16 protein-coding genes are annotated in these 21,130 nt (G+C 58.6%); 13 read left to right on the top strand and 3 right to left on the bottom strand.

Going from position 1 to position 21,130, the window contains the following annotated elements:
* Positions 1-24 precede the first annotated feature (24 nt).
* The 4 genes from Q4E11_RS05050 to Q4E11_RS05035 all read left to right on the top strand — a co-directional run bounded on the left by Q4E11_RS05050 (position 25) and on the right by Q4E11_RS05035 (position 4,557).
* Positions 25-456, top strand: a complete 432-nt coding sequence (locus Q4E11_RS05050; RefSeq protein WP_303164148.1) for a DUF6802 family protein — start codon at positions 25-27, stop codon at positions 454-456.
* 307 nt (positions 457-763) lie between these two features.
* Positions 764-2,599, top strand: coding sequence for a phosphoenolpyruvate carboxykinase (GTP) (locus Q4E11_RS05045; RefSeq protein ID WP_303164145.1), 1,836 nt, complete (start codon positions 764-766; stop codon positions 2,597-2,599).
* 166 nt (positions 2,600-2,765) lie between these two features.
* Entirely contained in the window at positions 2,766-3,233 is a 468-nt protein-coding gene (locus Q4E11_RS05040) for an Rrf2 family transcriptional regulator (RefSeq protein ID WP_303164144.1), read from the top strand.
* A 127-nt stretch (positions 3,234-3,360) separates the two neighbouring features.
* Positions 3,361-4,557 carry a globin domain-containing protein gene (locus Q4E11_RS05035; RefSeq protein WP_303164143.1) on the top strand — a complete coding sequence of 399 codons (1,197 nt, stop codon included), beginning with the start codon at positions 3,361-3,363 and terminating at the stop codon, positions 4,555-4,557.
* Positions 4,558-4,668: 111 nt separating this feature from the next.
* Here Q4E11_RS05035 and Q4E11_RS05030 read toward each other — a convergent pair whose 3' ends face one another.
* Both Q4E11_RS05030 and betA read right to left on the bottom strand, forming a co-directional pair.
* Positions 4,669-5,778 (bottom strand): nitronate monooxygenase family protein, encoded by a 1,110-nt coding sequence (locus Q4E11_RS05030; protein WP_303164141.1) that lies wholly within the window; start codon positions 5,776-5,778, stop codon positions 4,669-4,671.
* A gap of 84 nt (positions 5,779-5,862) precedes the next feature.
* Entirely contained in the window at positions 5,863-7,602 is a 1,740-nt protein-coding gene (gene betA / locus Q4E11_RS05025) for a choline dehydrogenase (RefSeq protein WP_303164138.1), read from the bottom strand.
* 369 nt (positions 7,603-7,971) lie between these two features.
* On the opposite strand from betA, the gene betT reads away from it, so the two are divergent.
* The 3 genes from betT to Q4E11_RS05010 all read left to right on the top strand — a co-directional run bounded on the left by betT (position 7,972) and on the right by Q4E11_RS05010 (position 12,618).
* Complete coding sequence (gene betT, locus Q4E11_RS05020) at positions 7,972-10,152, top strand: choline BCCT transporter BetT (RefSeq protein ID WP_303164134.1); 2,181 nt, start codon at positions 7,972-7,974, stop codon at positions 10,150-10,152.
* Complete coding sequence (locus Q4E11_RS05015; RefSeq protein ID WP_303164132.1) at positions 10,153-11,721, top strand: aldehyde dehydrogenase family protein; 1,569 nt, start codon at positions 10,153-10,155, stop codon at positions 11,719-11,721.
* A gap of 129 nt (positions 11,722-11,850) precedes the next feature.
* The gene (locus tag Q4E11_RS05010) at positions 11,851-12,618 is read left to right on the top strand and encodes a phosphatidylcholine/phosphatidylserine synthase (protein ID WP_303164129.1); all 768 of its coding nucleotides are present in this window, start codon (positions 11,851-11,853) and stop codon (positions 12,616-12,618) included.
* Here the strand turns inward: Q4E11_RS05010 and Q4E11_RS05005 are convergent.
* Positions 12,605-13,573, bottom strand: a complete 969-nt coding sequence (locus Q4E11_RS05005; protein WP_303164126.1) for a hypothetical protein — start codon at positions 13,571-13,573, stop codon at positions 12,605-12,607. The genes Q4E11_RS05010 and Q4E11_RS05005 overlap by 14 nt on opposite strands.
* Before the next feature lie 247 nt (positions 13,574-13,820).
* On the opposite strand from Q4E11_RS05005, the gene Q4E11_RS05000 reads away from it, so the two are divergent.
* The 6 genes from Q4E11_RS05000 to kdpC all read left to right on the top strand — a co-directional run bounded on the left by Q4E11_RS05000 (position 13,821) and on the right by kdpC (position 21,104).
* Complete coding sequence (locus Q4E11_RS05000; RefSeq protein ID WP_303164124.1) at positions 13,821-15,281, top strand: YeeE/YedE thiosulfate transporter family protein; 1,461 nt, start codon at positions 13,821-13,823, stop codon at positions 15,279-15,281.
* Between the two features lie 76 nt (positions 15,282-15,357).
* A complete protein-coding gene (locus tag Q4E11_RS04995; protein WP_303164121.1) occupies positions 15,358-16,029 on the top strand; it encodes a YdhK family protein in 672 nt (223 codons plus the stop codon).
* Positions 16,030-16,583: 554 nt separating this feature from the next.
* Complete coding sequence (locus Q4E11_RS04990; RefSeq protein WP_016421618.1) at positions 16,584-16,676, top strand: potassium-transporting ATPase subunit F; 93 nt, start codon at positions 16,584-16,586, stop codon at positions 16,674-16,676.
* Positions 16,673-18,325 carry a potassium-transporting ATPase subunit KdpA gene (kdpA, locus tag Q4E11_RS04985; RefSeq protein WP_303164114.1) on the top strand — a complete coding sequence of 551 codons (1,653 nt, stop codon included), beginning with the start codon at positions 16,673-16,675 and terminating at the stop codon, positions 18,323-18,325. The genes Q4E11_RS04990 and kdpA overlap by 4 nt, the downstream gene beginning before the upstream one ends.
* The gene (gene kdpB / locus Q4E11_RS04980; protein WP_303164112.1) at positions 18,322-20,430 is read left to right on the top strand and encodes a potassium-transporting ATPase subunit KdpB; all 2,109 of its coding nucleotides are present in this window, start codon (positions 18,322-18,324) and stop codon (positions 20,428-20,430) included. Before kdpA ends, kdpB begins: the two co-directional genes overlap by 4 nt.
* Before the next feature lie 83 nt (positions 20,431-20,513).
* Complete coding sequence (gene kdpC / locus Q4E11_RS04975) at positions 20,514-21,104, top strand: K(+)-transporting ATPase subunit C (protein WP_303164110.1); 591 nt, start codon at positions 20,514-20,516, stop codon at positions 21,102-21,104.
* Positions 21,105-21,130 lie beyond the last annotated feature (26 nt).

The raw sequence follows: 21,130 nt of genomic DNA, 5'->3' as shown, positions 1-21,130 counted from the left end.
CTGGGTAAATAGGGGGAAATAGAAATGGCTGAATTTTCCTTGCTGCAGTATTTTTCCGAGCAGCCGGTTACCGATGGCGTGTTTGCAAACCAACCGGCCGGTATGCCGTGCGGGTTGGATGGTGCGACGCCGATAGACAGTCGGTTGATGGATGTCGACGGGGCGGGGCTTGTCGTGGAAATCGACGGTCAGCTCTACGACCTCGGCGACGATGAGGGCTCAATTACGCTTGCCGACGATTCCGGGTTGTCGATCTACTCGGATTTAGACGGTGACGGCACGGTGGACCATGTGACAACTGTGCGCTTTGACGGCACGTGGGAGTCCTGGAGTGCGGATCAGGCCGATGGTTCTGGGGCGGAGTCGGCGTCGGGGGATAGTGCGGAGTTGGCTGAGTCGGTAGGGCAGTGGGATGCGTACTCGTGGGAGCGGGACGCGCGGGGCAGCTGGCGTTAGCGCCCTCTCGTCCTTTTCGGGACAGTCCGATGCGGGTGACTGTGTTCTCGTTGCTTACAAATGGGGGTAATAGGTGAGTGATTGTTCACATCCCCGTCTAGGTATGGTGAGGCTGCCCTTAATCGCAGGTCACGGCCGTAAATAAACAGGTAGCCTAAATACTGCAGAAGAAATAGTCTGCTGTGAAGCGATTACTGCCATGTCTACAAAACAGGGATTGGGGCTGATGCCGATGTGGGGTCCGGCAACTTTCTCTAACCCCCGGTAGCCTTAAATCAAGACGCGAATCAATGAGTCAGGAGAACTGATGTCCGCACCTTCTATTCCTGGTCTCGAGGGCCAGGCCCCGACCGAGAACGCCGAACTGCTGCGCTGGATTGCCGAGGTCGCAGAGCTGACCCAGCCAGATAAGGTTGTCTTTGCCGATGGCTCGGAGGAAGAGTGGAATCGCCTTTCCCAGGACTTGGTGGATAAGGGAACTTTCATCAAGCTGAATGAGGAAAAGCGCCCGAATTCTTTCCTTGCCCGCTCGAACCCGAAGGACGTTGCTCGTGTGGAGTCCCGCACGTTCATCGCTTCTGAGAAGGAAGAGGACGCTGGTCCGACCAATAACTGGGCGGATCCGGTCGAGCTGAAGAAGGAAATGACCGAGCACTACCGCGGTTCCATGAAGGGCCGCACCATGTTCGTCGTTCCGTTCTGCATGGGTCCGATTACTGACCCGGAGCCGAAGCTGGGTGTTCAGCTGACCGACTCCGAGTACGTCGTTTTGTCCATGCGCATTATGACTCGCATGGGTAAGGATGCCCTGGACAAGATTGGTCCGGACGGCGACTTTGTTCACGCGCTGCACTCCGTTGGTGCTCCGCTGGAGGAGGGCCAGGAGGACGTCGCTTGGCCGTGCAACGATGAGAAGTACATCACCCAGTTCCCGGAGACCAAGGAGATTTGGTCTTACGGTTCCGGTTACGGCGGAAACGCCATCCTGGCCAAGAAGTGCTACGCACTGCGTATCGCTTCCGTTATGGCTAAGGAAGAGGGCTGGATGGCTGAGCACATGCTCATCCTGAAGCTGACCAACCCGGAGGGCAAGGCCTACCACATCGCTGCAGCATTCCCGTCTGCATGTGGTAAGACCAACCTCGCTATGCTCACCCCGACCATCGAAGGCTGGAAGGCTGAGGTCGTCGGCGACGACATCGCATGGCTGAAGTTCGGCGAGGACGGCCGTCTGTACGCTGTGAACCCGGAGAACGGCTTCTTCGGTGTCGCACCGGGCACCAACTACTCCTCGAACCCGAACGCCATGAAGACCATGGAGGCCGGTAACACCATCTTCACCAACGTCGCTCTGACCGACGATGGCGATGTCTGGTGGGAGGGCATGGAAGGCAAGCCGGAGCACCTCATTGACTGGAAGGGCAATGACTGGACCCCGGATTCCGACGAGCTGTCCTCGCACCCGAACTCCCGTTACTGCACCCCGATTTCGCAGTGCCCGGTTGCTGCACCGGAGTACGACGACCCGCAGGGTGTCCCGATTGACGCAATTCTTTTCGGTGGCCGCCGTCCGGACACCGTGCCGCTGGTAACCCAGGCTCTGTCCTGGAACCACGCAACCTTCATCGGTGCAACCCTGGCTTCCGGCCAGACCGCAGCTTCCGCTGAGGCAAAGGTCGGCTCCCTTCGCCATGACCCGATGGCAATGCTGCCGTTCATCGGCTACAACGTCGGTGACTACCTGCAGCACTGGATCAACATGGGTGTCAAGGGCGGCGACAAGATGCCAGAGGTCTTCCTGGTTAACTGGTTCCGCCGCGGCGAAGACGGCCGCTTCCTGTGGCCGGGCTTCGGCGACAACTCCCGCGTTCTCAAGTGGATTATTGACCGCATTGAGGGCCGCGTTGGCGCCAAGGAGACCGTCGTTGGTCACACCGCAAAGGCTGAAGATCTGGACCTGACCGGCCTTGACATCGACTTCGACGATGTCAAGGAAGCACTGAAGGCACCGGCCGCTAAGTGGCAGGGCGACCTGCCGGACAATGAGGAATGGCTGAAGTTCCTCGGCGACCGTGTTCCGCAGGAGGTCTGGGACGAGTTCGACGCTCTCAAGGCACGTATCGAAAAGAGCCTGGAAGACTAGCAGCTAGCTAATCCTCTAAGGTTTCACGTCACCCCCTGCGGCATCTGCCCTGCAGGGGGTGGTTGTGCGTTTAAATGCGTCAACTAAATTAGTAATTGACGTTTAACTATCCGCGCGCAATAGTAATGTCAGCCGGAGCAGGCTGGACAAGGAAGGATGGCACGCAATGCAATTGACGCTTTTCTCTGATTTGGGTCTGCGTGTCATCACACTGATGGCTATGGGGGAGCCGGGGCGCAAGTACACCGCTGCGGAGGTGGCGGAGTCTCTCAACGCCTCGCGTGCACATGTTTCTAAGGTGGTCTCGCGTCTAGTGGAGCTCGGTTTCCTCGACGCGGTTAAAGGGCGTAACGGTGGCATTTACCTGCGTGATTCCGCAATGGATGAGTCTGTGGGCAAGCTGTTGCGAATCCTGGAAAATAACGAAGTTGTGGACTGTGTCGGAACCAACTGTCCATTGCTGCCAGCGTGCATTTTGCGCGGCAAATTGGCGGATGCACAGGAGGCTTTCTTCGCTTCTCTGGATCCGGTTTTGATCTCCGATTTAATCCCTCCGGCAGCGTCCAATAGCGGCTTCGACGACGGTGTAGAGGGGCGCACTAAGCTCAATTTGCAGCCTGTTTCGAAGAATTAACGGGGGTGAGGGCCCGCAGTGTTTCTGCAGGTTAGCCCCTGAAATTTCACAGTGGTGAGAGAAACTATTACCCCCATCACACGATAATGCGTAGATAAGATGCGCAATTAAGTGTTACGTTGAACGCATGCCAAACCTCAACGTATCCAAGTCCGCTCTAACCCCTGAACAGAACGAAGTTATCACCCAGACGCTCCCAATCGTCGGTGCCAACATTGAGAAGATCACTCCGATCTTCTACAACCGCATGTTCACCGCTCACCCGGAGCTCATTGCCGATACCTTCAACCGCGGCAACCAGAAGCAGGGTGCACAGCAGAAAGCCCTGGCCGCATCGGTCGCTACCTTCGCCGCAACCCTGGTCAACCCGGATGCCCCGGCACCGGAGGAGCTGCTTTCCCGCATTGGCCACAAGCACATCTCGGTCGGCATCAAGCCGGAGCAGTACGCAATTGTTCACAAGCACCTCTTCGACGCCATTGAAGAAGTTCTGACTCCGGAGGTCTTCCAGGGCGCCGTCCGCGACGCATGGGATGCCGTCTACTTGGAGATGCAGCGCGTTCTCATTGACTTCGAAAAGGGCCTCTACGATGACCTCGGCGTCGAAGCCGGCGATGTCTTCCGCGCCGCTCATGTCGTCTCCCGTGAAGAGCGTGGCGACGATGTCGCAGTCTTCTCCGTCAAGCTTGACGACGACACCCCGGTTTCCTACCTTCCGGGACAGTACATCTCCGTGCGTCAGACCATGCCGGACGGCGCCCGCCAGCTGCGTCAGTACTCCCTAGTCGGCGGCAAGGAAGGCGAGCTGACCTTCGCAGTTCGTCGTGTCGACGCTTCCGAGGACCTGCCGGCCGGCGAGGTTTCCACTCAGCTGTGGGAAAAGGTGCAGCCAGGCGATGCCATCGAGATCTCCCTGCCAGCAGGTGACCTGGTTCTGGATACTAAGTCCGACGATCCGGTGGTGCTTATTTCCGCAGGTATCGGTGCCACCCCGATGATTGGCATGCTGGATGCCCTGGTGGCCGCCGACTCCAAGCGTGATGTCGTCGTCCTGCATGCTGACCGCGCTGAGAATGCCGATGCCCTGCGTGCAGAGCGTGACAATGCCGTCTCTGCTCTGGCCAATGCTCGCCAGCAGGTCTGGTACGAGCCGGATCTCATGGATCTGAGCAAGGTTGAGCTGCCGGAGGGCGCTCAGTTCTACCTCTGTGGTGGTAACGGCTTCCTGCAGGCCATCCGCCAGCAGCTTGCGGATCGCGGTATTGACCGCAGCAACGTCCACTTCGAGCTGTTCAGCCCGAATGACTGGCTGCTGGACGCCTAAGCCGAAACTGCGTTGTCGTCATAAATGCAGTCGTCATAAATAAAGGCAAATGACCAGCCACGATGTATGCCCGTGGCTGGTCATTTTTCGTATGTACAGAGCTAGTCGGCTTTACTCAGCCGAGCTGGACAACTCCGCAACGACATCCGCCGCATATTGATCCTCGCACTGCGCAAACGCGATACCCGCCCACAGATTGAGATACTCAGGGTCGCCCGCCTTATTCGCAGCACCGCGAATCGGCGTGGTCAGGTAGTGCAACTGCGGATACAGCTCTGGGGCCGCCGCGGAAAAATCCCGTGTGAAAGTGTTCTCAATGGCGCGCGCAGGCTTGCCGGAAAACGCATGCGTTAAAACTGTATTGCGCTCTGCGAGTTCAAACAGCGCGCGCCAGTGCGTTTCCTTCGTACCCGCCTCCGCCGTAGTGAGGAACCGCGTGCCTACTTGTACGGCCGCCGCGCCGGCTTCCAAAAGCGTGACGACGTCATCTCGGTTACCAACCCCACCTGCGGCGATGATGGGCACATCAGTGACCTTGCACGCCTCGGACACGGCCTGAGCAAGCTCTACTACCGAAGCGCCAATGTTGTCAGATGAATCCTTACCGGCAACGAATGCGCGGTGACCTCCAGCAGCTAGGCCCTGCAAGACGATGCGATCTGCACCGGCTGCCGCGGCCGCCTGCACGCCCTCAATCGAGGTCGCATTCAACACGACCTTGCGGCCAGAGTCTTTTACTCGAGCGATGACCTCTTCATCCGGGTAACCAAAGGTGAAGGAGACAAACTCCAGCGCACTCGGGTCGGACAGGAGATCATCGGCCAAAATGGCCTCGATTTTTTCAGTGAAATAGTCATCCGACCAGGTCGGAGTATCAGGCAACTCGACATCAAAGCGCTCCGCAACAGGCTGTAGCTGATTGCGGAAAACCGTCCACTGAGCACGTTCCCCCTCGGAGGTCCCACCAGGGGCGATATCAGTGGTATTCGGGCAGAAGAGGTTGATGCCGAAACCTTTGCCGTCGTCAAGCAGCGCGTGCGTCCGACGTGCCTGTTCAGCGAGCTTCTCGGCAGTGAGATATCCGGCGGCGAGCGTACCAATCCCGCCGGCGTTAGAGACGGCAGCGACGAGCTCTGGTGTGGACGGGCCACCAGCCATCGGTGCCAGGATGATTGATGAGCGTCGTAGTTTTTCCAGGGATGAGGTGACTGTACTGCTCATGGGGTGACAGTAGCACCGTGGGCGGATTGCCGCCTTACAATCCGCCCACAATTAACCCCGCATGTGCAGGGAAAACACTCAGGACTACTTGGTATCCTCCGGCGGATCCAGCGGCATGCCCTGGCCAGCCCGGTAGAACGGAATGTCCTGCGGTGCCAGCGGATTCTTGCCAGCGATGAGGTCGGCGGCCTTTTCCGCAATCATCATGGTCGGAGCGTAGATATTGCCGTTGGTAATGCCCGGCATGACCGATGCGTCGACGACGTAGAGGCCCTCGGTACCATGCACCTGCATGGTCTCCGGATCGACCACGGCCATCTCATCGGAGACCGGGCCCATCTTGCAAGTGCACGACGGGTGCAGTGCGGTCTCAGCGTCGCGGCGGACCCACTCGAGGATTTCCTCATCGGTCTGGACATCCGCGCCCGGGGAAATCTCACCGTCGGTGTATTCCTTCATTGCCGGGGTATCCAGTAGCTTGCGGGAAACACGGACTGCCTCGACCCACTCACGACGATCCTGCTCAGTGGACAGGTAGTTAAACAGAATGGACGGCTTGACGTTGATGTCCGAGGACTTGATGTGGACATGGCCACGGGCGTCCGAGTACATCGGGCCAACGTGGAACTGGAAACCGTGGGGGCTGTCGATCTTCGTGCCGTCGTAACGCATAGCCAGCGGCAGGAAGTGGAACATCAGGTTCGGGTAGGGCTCCTTGTCGTTGGAGCGTGCGAAGCCGCCGCCCTCGAAGTGCGAGGTCGCTACCGGCCCCTTGTGAGTCAGCAGCCACCACAGACCGATGAATGGCCAGCGCCACTTGTCCAGGTACGGCTGCGAGGACACCGGCTTGGTGGCGTTGTACTGAATGTAAACCTCCAGGTGGTCCTGCAGATTCTCGCCGACGCCAGGCAGGTGCTTGACGACGTTCACACCGGCGGCATTTAGAATCTTTTCATCGCCGACGCCCGAGACCTCGAGCAGCTGCGGAGAGTTGAAAGCGCCACCACAGAGAATGACCTTATCCGCACGGACCTGGCGGGTGCGACCCTTCCAGGTGTACTCAACGCCGACAGCCTTGGTGCCTTCGAACAGGATGCGGCTGACCTGGGCGCGAGTGCGCAGCTCCAGGTTCGGGCGCTCCAGTGCCGGGTGCAGGTAGGCACGGGCGGCAGAGAGGCGGCGGCCCTTATCGATGTTGGCATCGAACGGGCCGAAGCCCTCCTGGCGGTAGCCGTTGACATCCGGGGTGTAGTTGTAGCCAGCCTGCTGCACGGACTTGAAGAAAGCCTTGAACAGCGGGGAATCGGCCGGGCCGCGCTTCATGCGCAGCGGACCGTCGTGGCCACGGCGTGGATCGTCCTTATCGGAGCCGAGTGCATTTTCCATGCGCTTGAAGTACGGCAGCACATGGTTCCAGCCCCAGTTCTCCAGGCCCTTGGTGTCGCCCCACTTGTCGTAGTCCATGGGGTTACCGCGCTGGTAAATCTGGCCGTTAATAGAGGAAGAGCCGCCGACGACTTTACCGCGAGCGTGGTAGATGCGGCGGCCGTTCATCTCCGGTTCCGGTTCGGATTCGTACTGCCAGTCGTAGTACTTGTTACCGATTGGGAAGGAAAATGCCGATGGCATGTGAATGTAGAGATCCCAGAGGGAGTCCATACGGCCAGCTTCGAGTACCAGGACTTGCTGAGTCTGGTCAGCGGAGAGACGATTGGCAAGCACGGAGCCAGCTGAACCTGCGCCTACGATGACGACATCGCGGTGCTCAACTGCATTTGTGCTGCGCTTCTTACCGAAGTTGAAAACTGCCGGGAAAGTTCCCATGTTCTGGTGTACCTCCGTAGGTTGTTGACCAATCTGTAGCGGATGGGCTAAAGGGCAATTCGGAAAATTTGAACCAAAACGAGTCAAATACGAGTCCGTTGAAATGTCTATTTAAAACCAACCCCTATATGTTGGTGTTAAAAACAGCAGTCGCGAACTCTAACTCAGATACCCTTGACCTATCCAGGATGGCATATAACTGGTATTCAATTCCAGTTAGAAAGAGTTTTAAAGCATTGAAAAGTGCGCAAATATGCAGGTAGTTGACATCATCCTCGGTGGAAAAAATTCTCTGAATCGGTTTTGCGATTTGAGTGATTTTTCAGTCTAGGTATCCTGGATTAGTCCCCAAATATGAAGGATTTTCCTATGTCTGATACTCCGCCAACTGAAAAGGCGACGGAGGAGAAATCATCATCGCCACATCAATTACAACGATTGCTGCACAAGCAGTCGCAACCTGCGAGTGTTGGCGCGACTCCTGAGCCCGAGGTCAACTGGCCAGTATTTATTATTTCGGGCGTCGGCATCCTCGCCATTGCTCTGTGGGCGATTTTTGCTCCGGACAACGCGGCAGACACGCTAGCCGGCATTGTCGCCTGGGTGTCTAAGAACTTTGGCTGGTTCTATATCGTGACGGCAACAGTGGCTGTGCTGTTCATGCTCTACATCGCCATCTCGCGAACCGGCCACATCAAGCTGGGTCCTGATCACGCGAAGCCACAGTTTGGTCTCTTTTCCTGGGCGTCCATGCTCTTTGCTGCGGGTATCGGCATCGACCTGCTGTTTTTCTCGGTGGCGGAGCCGGTGGCGCAGTATTACGGACCGCCAACCGGCGATGCTGAAACTATCGAGGCCGCACGCCAAGCCGTGGTCTTCACACTGTTTCACTACGGTGTGACCGGTTGGGCGCTCTACGCCTTGATGGGTATGGCGTTTGGTTACTTTGCCTACCGTTTGAACATGCCGCTGACCATCCGTTCGGCGCTCTACCCAATCATCGGCAAGCGCATCCATGGTCCAGCTGGTGAAGCGGTCGAAATCTCGGCCATGCTGGGTACCGTTTTCGGTGTTGCGACCTCGCTGGGTATCGGCGTCGTCCAGCTGAACTACGGTCTGCGCGTGCTATTCGGTGTTTCGGAAAGCACGTCCTGGCAGATTGCTCTGATTGTGGTGGCTGTTTCGGTGGCCATTGCCTCGGCGGTCTCGGGCGTGGACAAGGGCATTCGCCGTCTGTCTGAGCTCAATGTTGGTCTGGCCATCGGTCTGATGCTCTACATCTTGGTCACGGGTCGCACGGCATTCCTGTTTGATGCACTGGTGATGAATGTCGGCGAGTACGTCTCTAAGTTCCCGTCGATGACTATGGACACCTATGCATTCTCGGATGCACAGGAATGGCTGAACTCCTGGACCCTATTCTTCTGGGCCTGGTGGGTGGCCTGGGCGCCGTTTGTCGGTCTCTTCCTGGCCCGCATTTCCCGTGGCCGCAGCCTGCGTCAATTCGTCGCCGGTACGTTGACTATTCCTTTTATCTTCGTGCTGATGTGGGTCTCGGTGTTCGGTAACTCCGCACTGGATCTGGTTATCGGTGGTGACTCTGAGTTCGGTCAGACTGCCCTGGAGCACCCAGAGCGTGCCTTCTATCTGCTGCTTGAGCAGTACCCAGCCCCAACTATGGTCGCCGCTGTGGCATCGCTGATTGGTCTGCTGCTCTACATCACGTCGGCGGACTCCGCTGCATTGGTGATGAGTAACTTCACCTCGAAGATCACCGATACGCAGCAGGATGGTAAGAAGTGGACTCGAATTTTCTGGGCCGTTGTGGTCGGTGTTCTGACCATCGCCATGCTGTATGTCGGTGGTATTCCAACGCTGCAGTCGGCAACGATTGTTATGGGTCTGCCGTTTGCATTTGTCATTTATTTGGTGATGTACGGCCTGTTTAAATCTCTCCGCTTGGAGCTGTTACAGCAGGATTCCACGCGCCGAGCGCTCCACGGTGCAATGTCGGGACGCGCCGTCGATGGGGAACAGGGCGATTGGCGCAAGCGACTTGCTCGTTCGATGACTTTCCCGGATAAGAAACCGGTCATGCGCTACCTCGACAGAGTCGCTCAACCCGCACTTGAGCAGGTTGCAGAGGCTATTCGCGACCGTGGCGCAGAAGTCCAGCTGCATCGTGAACCAGTGGAGGATCTGGACATCGATCAGATCGATCTGCATATCGGGTTTGGTGATGAGAAGGACTTCCGCTACCAGATTTATCCAGTTCAGTACCCGACACCGTCTTTCGCCGGCGTGATACACCTGGACAGTGATGCCGACCGCTATTACTACCGCCTCGAGGTCTTCACGCTGACCGGTTCGCTGGGGTACGACATCTACGGCTACACCCAGGAACAGCTCATCTCCGACGTGCTTGATCTCTACGAACGACATATGGAATTCCTACACATGCAGGCGGATCTGCCGGGCACGTCAGACTTGTCCGACAATGCCGATCCTGTTCGAGAATGGTCTGATGACTACACCAAGGAGGATTCTTAAATGACCTTTAAGCCTTCAACTACTGACAAGGCGCTCGCACCCGAGACCGCCGCATCCCACGAAGGCGCGGCCACGCTGTTTATCAACGGCAGTTGGTCCGCCGCAGCTGCTGGCAAGACTCGCACCATCGAGTGCCCTGCCGACGGCTCCTTTATCGCTGAGGTCGCCGAAGCCGACGCCACCGACACCGATCGCGCCATCGCCGCCGCGGACGCCGCTTTCCGACGTACCGGGGAAGGCTCCTGGGCCTCATGGAGCACGTCCGAGCGCAGCAAGCTGGTGCTCGACATCGGTGCTGCCATTAGGGAGCGCAAGGATGAATTTGCCTGGGCAGAGGCAATGGATACCGGCAAGCGGCTGCCGGAGGCAGCAGCTGATATGGATGACATCATCGCCTGCTTTGAATACTTCGGAAAGCTGGCCGGCAATGATGCTGGTCGTCTCGTTGATGCTGATGACCCGACCGTCGTCGCGCGCATCGTGCGTGAACCGGTCGGTGTCTGTGGTTTGATCACGCCGTGGAACTACCCACTGCTGCAGACTGCCTGGAAGGTCGCACCGGCGCTGGCCACGGGCAATACGTTTGTGCTCAAGCCTGCGGAGCTGACTCCGCACACGGCAATTCTGCTGATGCATGTCATCGATGACCTGGGCGTTCCGGCGGGTGTCGCCAACCTCATCACCGGTGCTGGTGCTGAGGCCGGCGCACCGCTGTCGTCGGATCCGCGTGTGGACATGGTCTCCTTCACCGGTGGTCTGGTCACGGGCAAGATCATCGCTGGTGAGGCGGCGAAGTCTGTCAAGAAGGTCGCGCTCGAGCTCGGCGGCAAGAACCCGAACATTATCTTCGCCGATGCCGACTACGAGGCTGCGCTCGACAATGCTCTGAACGCCGCATTCCTGCACTCTGGTCAGGTGTGCTCGGCGGGTGCTCGCTTGGTGGTCGAAGAGTCCATCGCGGAGAAGTTCGTTGATGATCTGGTCGAGCGCGCCGGGCACATCAAGCTCGGTGGTCCGCTGGATCAGAAGGCTGAGACCGGCGCGCTAATTTCCAAGCAGCACCTGGACAAGATCGCCGCATATGTCGACCGCGCTCGTGAGCAGGGTGCGCGCGTGCGTGTGGGCGGCGAGGTCGCCACCGGCGCTACCGCTGATGGTTCCGGTTCGCTTGACGACGGCTACTTCTACCTCCCAACCGTGATTGACCAGGTCACCCGCGAGATGGACTGCGTCCACGACGAAGCCTTTGGCCCGGTCGTGACAGTGGAGACCTTCACCACGGTTGATGAGGCTATCGAGATTGGCAACGACACCAACTATGGTCTGGCCGGTGCGGTCTGGACCTCTAACCGAGAGGTCTCCGAGCGGGTTTCCCGTGGTCTGCGCCACGGCACTGTGTGGATTAACGACTTCGGTCCGTACCTGCCACAGGCCGAGTGGGGTGGCTTCGGTCAGTCCGGTATTGGCCGCGAGCTGGGTCCGACCGGCCTGGAGGAGTACACCGAGGCCAAGTTAGTGTACGAGAACACGGCACCGGCTGTCACCGGCTGGTTTGAGGACCGGCGCTAGGGATTCGGTCAAAAATACAGGATTCCGGTGCTTAGCCGTTATACTCACCGATTGAAAAATCGAGTCGGCGTACAACTGCGATAGAGATTTCGTAGTTGTACGCTTTTTGCTCTTTGAAGGACAATCGCCGTGCTCGCTACTACTAATCCCGATAACGCCAGCTCATCCGTCACCAAGACCTTCACGCGGAGGCAGCATGCCATCGCCTGGGCGGTTCACGGGTTCACGCTGACTGGTTTAGTGTGGGCAACCCTGGCGGTAGTGGCGCTTCTCGACGACAAACCGGAATGGATGTGGCTCTGGCTGGGTATCGCACTTGTCGTCGATGGTGTTGACGGCAACATGGCGCGTAAGCATCACATTAAGGAAGTCGTGCCCTGGTTTAACGGCGCGGTGGTGGACAATATTGTCGACTACCTCACGTGGACGGCCATTCCTGCAGCGTTCATGGTCATGTACCTGCCGCTGGGGCCACGTCCACTGGCAATTTTCCTGGCCATCGTGGTGTTGGTCTCCTCGATGTTCTGTTATGCCAACGAAGCCGCCAAGTCCGGTGACTACTACTTCGTTGGTTTCCCAGCAGCGTGGAATATTGTGGCAGTTCTGCTGTGGGTGTGGAATGCGCCAATGGCGGTGTGTATTTCCGCAATTGTCCTCTTCAGCGCAATGACGCTGGTGCCACTGCACTACACGCACCCGTTCCGCGTGCAACGCGGCAAGGCAGGCAACATTGCTGCAACGTTTGTTTGGATTGCCACGACAGGCCTGCTTATCGCAATTGTGACGAAAGCGGCGTCGTTAAGCATGACGGCGAGCCATGCGATGGTAGCCGTCAACGTCGCCGCCGGTGCGTGGCTGATTGTCGGTGGCGTGCGGCGCTCGTTTACTGGACGCTAGCGGCGGGCAGCTGGTGCAGGATTGCGTGGATGAGGCGGTCGCGTAACCAGCGGATGAATTCGACAGCGAAGGCACCCACGATCATGGCAATGACGAAGGCCGTGACCCACACGGGGTAGTCGCGGCCATTGAACCAGAAATAGACATACGGCGAGATAAAAGTCACCAGGGTGACCAGAAGTCCCAGCATGCGGCGCCAGAATGAGCTGCCGGTGAGCATTTCTACAATTCCCCAGGTGTAGGGGATTGCTGTGATGATGTCGATAGTCCAGAGCACCCAGACATTGCCGTGGAAACCGGGGACAAAAACTACTGGTAGCGCGCGCAGCGATGAGTAGATAAGCACCACCAGATACGCCAGCACCTTGGGGTTGTAGAGCAGCCGCCAGATCAAGTTGCGCTCGATGAGATTCGCCCCGACTTTGCGCAGTGCATGCAGATTTTTGCTCTCCATCACCAATGTGTTGGTGCCTTCGAGCAGGTACGCCAGCAGTTTTTGCTGCTCGCGCGAGCCATTCGACCACGCTTGCACTAGCGCAGTCGGCGAGAGTGCGATGGGAACGAGCGGTTCGCCGCGGCGCTTCAGCGCAGCGGGAACTTCCAGAATGTCGTCATTGAGCTTGTCGACGGCCAATGCCGGGCCAACCACGTGCACAAGGTCCTCACCGAGGATTGCGCACACCTTGTCCACATCGCTTTCAGGAATCGAGCTGAACCACAGTAGCTGTCTGGAGGACACTGCCATGCGGAGTGCAGTGCCCAGCGCCTCGGCGGCGTCATCGATGGCGTAAAAGTCCTGCCTAGTGGTGTGCGCGAGCGCGCGCAAACTGTCGATGACCACGGTGTTTTTCGCGTTGAGCTCGCTGAGCCGGGCAACGCCTGATATCTCCACGACCTGCTTCGCGTCGATGGCGAATGTCCGGGTAAAAGGCAAATCGATTATGGAGCGCAGCACAAGAAATCGCTGTATCGGGGTCATCGCGAAACTTTTTGCACTCACAATTTTCCACACTGCCACAAAGCGGAACTCGGAGTGGTGAATTCGTCCTGGACGACAGTGTTATATACGGTTCGGTCTGTCTAGTAGGGGGTGGGGCTGTCCTGCAAAAACACAATAAATCTGGACTTTTCAGTGCGTATAAAGTAGTTTCCTAACCACCAGATAGACAGGTCTGTTCATTAAAACTAGGAGAACTGCTTCCATGCTCATCACAGGACTAGTGCTGGGTGCTGCGCTCGGCTTCGTTATGCAGCGCGGGCGCTTCTGCGTCACCGGCTTCTTGCGCGATATTTTCACTCAACGCAGCTGGCGCGGCTTTGTCGCGCTACTTATTGTTATTTCCGTCCACGCAGTCGGCCTGGCAACACTGACCAGCGCCGGCGTTATTACTCCCGAATACAACGACTTGGCACCGCTGGCCGTCATTATCGGTGGTGTCATCTTTGGCCTGGGCATCGTGCTGGCTGGCGGTTGCGCCTCGGGCACGTGGTACCGCTCCGGTGAAGGTCTGATTGGTTCCTGGATCGCCCTGGTCTTTTACGCACTGTCCGCAGCCGCTATGAAGACAGGTTTCCTCAGCGGCGTCAACGATGCCCTGAAGTCCCGCACTGTGGAATTGACCAGCATTCATGCATCGCTGGGCATTAGCATTTGGCCACTGGCAATCGCGCTGATCGCGCTTACCGCTTACCTGGCCGTGCGTTTCCTGCGTGAGGAATTCTCCGGCCCGCGACCGGTAACTCTGCCTCCGCGCAAGTCTGGCCTGGCGCACATTCTGGCCGAAAAGCCCTGGCACGTGTACGCCACCGCTGTCGCCGTCGGTGTTCTCGGTGTTATCGCATGGCCGCTGTCCGCCGCTACCGGCCGCAACGACGGCCTCGGCATCACCACTCCGTCGGCCAACCTCGCCAACTTCGTCGTCACCGGCGACCTCGAGCGTCTCGACTGGGGCGCACTCCTCGTCCTCGGCATCCTTGTCGGCTCCTTCATCGCCGCCAAGGCCTCGGGCGAATTCCGCCTCCGCGTCCCGGACGCCACGCAGGGCGCTCGCTCCGTGGTCGGCGGCATCTTCATGGGTGTCGGTGCCGCCTGGGCCGGCGGTTGCACAGTCGGCAACGGCATGGTCCAGACCTCGCTGTTTAGCTACCAGGGCTGGCTCGCGCTCGCATCCATCGCCGCAGGTGTCGCGCTCGCCGCAAAGCTCTGGCTGAAGCCGTCCGCTCCGGCACCTTCGCTTAACGACGCCCCGAGTACCTCCTCGACCAACAACTCCACTGCGGTATCGGCAACCTCTCCTATTTCCTTGCCGAACAGTGACGGTGCCGCTGGCACCGAGGTATCCCCGCTGGCTGGTTCCTTTGCTGTGGCGCCGGTTGCGTTGCTCGACAGGGACGTCGTCAAGCAGGATGACGGCAAGCTGAAACCGTTGGGTAATGGGCGTTACGAGCTCGACACCGTCGGTGCTGTGTGCCCATTCCCGCTGATTGAAGCCAAGGATGCGATCGGCAAAATCGAGATTGGTGAGGAACTGGTGATTCCATTCGACTGCACACAGGCCACGGATGCGATTCCGCGGTGGGCGGCCAAGGACGGTCATGAGGTCACCAATTTTGAACAGACCGGCGAGGCTGGCTGGACTATCAGCGTTCGCCGAGGGCGATAAGCCCTGGTGACGCTGGGGGAGCGTTGTTAGGGTGAGGGCATAGATTGATTGACATCAACAACAAAGGAGCTTGACCATGGCAAAGAATATTCGACCACTTAATGCTCTCGTAGCCGCGGGTGCCGCCAGCGTGCTTGCGCTGGCCGGTTGCTCCTCCGATGATTCGGCCAATACTGAGGCAAGCAGCACTGTTAGCGAGACCAGCACGTCGGCAACGGTCACTAGCTCTGAGGACATGGACGATATGGACGATGCCGATGACCATGGCGACCACGGTGACGATGGTGACCATGATGACGATGCGATGGCTGGCCATGACCACCCGGCCGATGGCGGCCCGGCTCCCGAGGGAATGGTTCCGGCTGACAACGCGAAGTTCCCGGTTGGCAGTGAAGTGAAGGTTCTGGCTGATCACATGCCGGGTATGAAGGGTGCTGACGGCAAGGTTGTCGGCGTTTTCAATACCACCACATACTCCGTGTCCTACACCCCGACCGACGGCAGTGAGCCGGTGAAGGATCACCGTTGGGTTGTCCATGAGGAGCTGGAGAATCCAGGCGAAGCTCCGCTTGCCGACGGCTCCGAGATCACCATCAATGCCGAGCATATGGCGGGCATGAAGGGTGCCAAGGGCACTGTTGACTACTCCACCCAGGAGCCGGTCTACATGGTTGATATCGATGACGATGGTATGACCATGAAGAACCACAAGTGGGTGACCGAAAGCGAGCTCGCACCAGAGGATTAAATAGCATCGGCTGGACAGCCAGTCGCCTCTAGGTTGCTAGTAGCAGGACGGTAGTTTCAGGTCGGCTGTTTCAGGTCGGCTGATTCGACCTACCTCAATCCATTTACAAACCGGGTATCACGTAGTAAGCGTGGTCCCCGGTTTTTCGTGTCAGGGGTCGGATTAGCTGTATTTGGCTGTCCTGGGCTGTGTACGGCTACCAGGTTGTGCACGGCTGCAGCCGGTCGAGGGCCTCTCCCACCACCACCCCGCACTTCACGACATCTGTGTCACTTCGTGGCACCTCCGCAGCTGGCATGAGGTGCCATAGGTGGCGTGAAGTGTGGGTATGGATTTCGAAATTTGCATTGGCACTTTCTTAATCAGAGGTGCATTCGCGCACTTCAAAGTGCATAACCCCAGTTCAGGAGGGTGTTAAAAAAGCGTTAATAGCCGCCCGCCACGGTAGGTATGAGTGTTTTAGTAACTGTCATGTTCGTAGACATTTTACTTCTGCTACTCACCGTCGCGGCCTTTCTGCTGCTGCAGGGCTGCGCCAAGGCGGTGAAGAAACTATGACGTGGGAATTGATCGTCGGCGCCATTTTAGGTTTGGCTGCACTGGGCTATGTCCTGGTCGCCCTGATTGATCCGGAGCGATTCTCGTGAGCAACGTCATTATGGGATTCGTCCCGGTAATCATCGTGATGGCTGCACTGGCCATCCTGTACATCCCGCTCGGCAACTACATGGGGCGGGTATTCACCACTGACAAGAACTTGGGTATTGAACGTGGCTTCTACCGCGCCATCGGTGTGCGCCCAGAGGCCAACCAGCACTGGACGAAGTACACCGCCAGTGTCCTAAGTTTCTCTGCGGTCAGCGTCATCTTCGTCTACCTGCTGCAGCGAGTTCAGCAGTGGCTACCGCTAAACCACGGTAAGGGCCCGGTCTCTCCGGACCAGGCCTGGAACACCGCGGTGTCGTTTACAACCAACACCAACTGGCAGTCCTACTCCGGTGAGGAAGCCATGACGGTGCTAACTCAGATGGCTGGCCTGGCAGTGCAAAACTTCGTCTCCGCTGCAGTCGGTATTGCAGTGGCGGTGGCGCTGGTTCGCGGCCTGGCCAACCGCCACGGTGACGGCAATATCGGCAACTTCTGGGTAGATCTGACCCGCACCGTCCTGCGTGTACTGCTGCCCATCGCCGCCATCGGTGCAATCCTGCTGATTTCGCAGGGTGCCATCCAGAATTTCTCGGCTCCACAGACTGTCCAGACTGTCACCGGTGGTAGCCAGACCATCCCAGGCGGTGCCGTGGCGTCGCAGGAGGTCATCAAAGAACTGGGCACCAACGGCGGTGGCTACTTCAATGCCAACTCCGCGCACCCGTTTGAGAACCCAAATGCGTGGACCAACATGCTGGAGATCTTCCTTATCCTGCTGATTCCGGTGTCGCTGACCAGGGCATTCGGTGTCATCATCGGTGACAAGCGCCAGGGCTGGGCAATTCTTTCCACCATGGCGGTGCTCTACTTCATCTCTCTGGCTGTTGTTATGTCCAGCGAGACTGCATTGCAGGCCTTCCAAGGTGGCGGCATGGAGGGCAAGGAACTGCGCTTCGGCGTACTGCCGAGTTCTTTCTTTGCGGTGACCACGACCATGACGTCGACAGGCGCGGTGGACAGCTTCCATTCCAGCTACTCGCCATTGGCTGGTGGCATGCTCATGCTGAACATGCTGCTGGGTGAGATTAGCCCTGGTGGTGTGGGTTCCGGTCTCTACGGCATGCTCATCATTGCCATCCTGACCGTCTTCATCGCTGGCCTGATGGTCGGCCGTACGCCGGAGTACCTGGGCAAGCGCATTGGTGTTTCGGAAATCACCAAGGTCTGCCTCTACATCCTGGTCATGCCAGTGCTGGTGCTGGCAGGCGTCGGTATCTCCACCATGTTGCCGTCGACGCTGGACTCTGTCTCCGCTGATGGGCCGCACGGTTTCTCCGACCTGATTTACGCCTTCACCAGTGCGTCCAACAACAATGGTTCGGCATTCGCGGGCTTCGGTGCCGATACCCCGTGGTTCAACATGAGCCTCGGCTTCGCCATGCTGTTTGGTCGCTTCCTACCAATTGTCATGGTGCTGGGTCTGGCCGGTGACTTCGCAAAGCAGCGACCAGCCGCCGAGACCGCAGGCACCCTGCCAACTCACCGACCTCAGTTTGTCGGCCTGACCGTTGCCATCGCAATCATCGTCAGTGCCCTGACCTTCCTACCAACCCTCGTCCTTGGCCCGCTGACGGAGGCCCTGTCATGAGCAAGAATTCCAACGCATCTTCCGCATTTTCACCCAGCGCATTGAAAGCGGCTCTGCCACTGGCGCTGAGCAAGATGAATCCGCGCCAGCTCATTGCCACCCCGGTGATGTTCCTGGTCGAAGTCGGTGCCGCATTTACGCTGGTCCTGGCCATTGCGCACCCATCGCTGTTCAGTATTTCCATCACGGTGTGGCTGTGGTTGACCGTCCTATTTGCAACGCTGGCCGAAGCCGTCGCCGAGGGCCGTGGCAAGGCGCAGGCGGAATCGCTGCGCGCCTCGCGCACGACCTCCGATGCCTTCAAACTCAACAAGGGCGCCAATGCCGCCGCAGCGCTGGAGAATCCAGCCGCACAGACCACCAAGGTCGCGGCCACGGATCTGGTGCCGGGTGACGTTGTGGTGGTCTCCGCAGGCGAGCCCATTCCCGCTGATGGCGACGTTATCGTCGGTGCCGCCAGCGTCGATGAGTCCGCCATCACGGGCGAGTCCGCGCCGGTCATCCGCGAGGCCGGCGGTGATCGCTGCGCGGTCACCGGTGGTACGCGCGTGCTTTCCGACGCCATCGCCATCGAGGTCACCACCATGCCCGGTGAGAGCTTCATGGATCGCATGATCGGCCTGGTCGAAGGCGCACAGCGCAAGAAGACCCCGAACGAGCTGGCACTTGGCTCCCTGCTGCACGTGCTGACCCTGATCTTCCTCATGGTTGTCATTGCACTGGCTCCCATGGCCGTCTTCAACGGGGCTGAGCAGGACCCATTGGTCCTGGTCGCACTGCTGATATGTCTGATTCCGACCACCATCGGCGCACTGCTGTCCGCCATCGGCATCGCCGGTATGGACCGCCTAGTCCAGCACAATGTGCTGGCCATGTCGGGCCGTGCGGTCGAGGCCGCCGGCGACGTCGCCACGCTGCTGCTGGACAAGACCGGCACCATCACCTTCGGTAACCGCCAGGCCGCGGAGTTCTCCGAGGTCGGCGACACCTCGCACGCTGAACTGGTGCACGCCTGCCAGCTCTCTTCGCTTGCCGACGAAACCCCCGAGGGCCGATCCATCGTCGAGCTCGCGGAAACCGAATCGAATGAACGCATCGACGAGTCCGTCTACACCAATGCGACCTTCATTCCCTTTACTGCTCAGACTCGTATGAGTGGCATTGAGTTCCCGGCTACCAATGGTGAGAAGAACCGCAAGGTGGTCAAGGGTGCCGCAACGGAGATTGTGAAGCTGATGGAGCGCATTGGCACCACCGTGCCACCTGAAGTCGATGGCATTGTCCAGCGCATTTCGGAGGCGGGCGGTACCGCGTTGGTGGTCGCCGAGGTATGCGGTGGCGATGAAGTAACCAGCGGTGAGTCCGGACGTGTGCTGGGTGTTATTTATCTCAAGGACGTCGTTAAGCCTGGCATGCGTGAGCGTTTTGACCAGCTGCGTGAAATGGGCATTCGCACCGTCATGATTACCGGCGACAATGCGATAACGGCGCATGCGATTGCGAAGGAGGCCGGCGTCGACGATGTGCTCGCGGAGGCCACCCCGGAGCAGAAGCTGGAGCTAATCCGCAAGGAGCAGTCGAAGGGACGCCTGGTCGCCATGACCGGTGACGGCACCAACGATGCGCCGGCATTGGCGCAGGCAGATGTGGGTGTGGCAATGAACACCGGTACCTCGGCGGCGAAGGAAGCGGCCAACATGGTGGACCTGGATTCGGATCCGACCAAGCTCATAGACGTGGTGGGAATTGGCAAGCAGTTGCTGATTACCCGCGGTGCGCTGACCACCTTCTCCATTGCCAATGACGTGGCCAAGTACTTCGCCATCATCCCGGCCATGTTCGTTACGGCTCTGCCGGGACTGGACAAGCTCAACATCATGAACCTGCACTCGCCGGAAAGCGCCATCCTGTCTGCGGTGATCTTCAACGCGCTGGTGATTGTCGCGCTGATTCCGCTGGCACTCAAGGGTGTGAAGTACCGCGCCGGATCGGCTGCCTCACTGCTGAGCCGTAACCTGCTCATCTTCGGTGTCGGCGGCATCATCGCACCGTTTATCGGCATCAAAATTATCGACCTCCTGCTCTCCGGAGTGTTCGGGATGTAAATGCCTTCGGCCTCGCGCCAAAAAGGCGCGGCCGACGCACAGCACTTGGCATCTCGCAACATGTGAAAAGAATTGAGAAGGACATGAACAAAAATTTTCGGTTGGTATCCACCACAATCAAGGCATACTTGCTGCTCACCGTGGTTATCGGCCTGCTGTACCCAGCCGCCATCTGGTTAGTGGGGCGAATTTGGTCCGATAACGCTGATGGCTCGATGATCTATGACTCCGCGGGGCAAGCTCAGGGTTCAGAGCTCATTGCCCAAGAAGTGACGAAGCCGGGATTTTTCTACCCGCGCCCGTCGGCTGCGGGGGATAATGGCTACGACGCGATGTCGTCTTCGGCATCGAACGTGTCGCCGTATAGCAAGGAGTTCCAGGCTGAAATCGAACAGCGCCGCCAAGATGTCGCCGCCCGCGAGGGCATCGACCTGGCCAAGGTCCCGGTGGAGGCAGTCACTGCCTCCGGTTCCGGTTTGGATCCGCATATCTCCGAGGAATACGCGCAGCTCCAGGCCCCGCGCGTGGCCAAAGAACGCAAGCTGCCACAGGCAGAGGTTGAGCGTTTGATTTCGGAAAATAGTGAAAAAGCAATCACGGAACAGGGCTCGCAGGAAGGCGGGCAACTGGTCAACGTCGTAAAGCTCAACGCCGCGCTGGCAAACGGACAGTGAGCGTAAATACGGTAGTGAGGTCCTAA

The organism is Corynebacterium sp., from assembly GCF_030532195.1.
Classification (GTDB): Bacteria; Actinomycetota; Actinomycetes; order Mycobacteriales; family Mycobacteriaceae; genus Corynebacterium.
The sequence above is the reverse complement of the archived record's forward strand: the minus strand, read 5'-3'. Positions and strand labels throughout refer to the sequence as shown.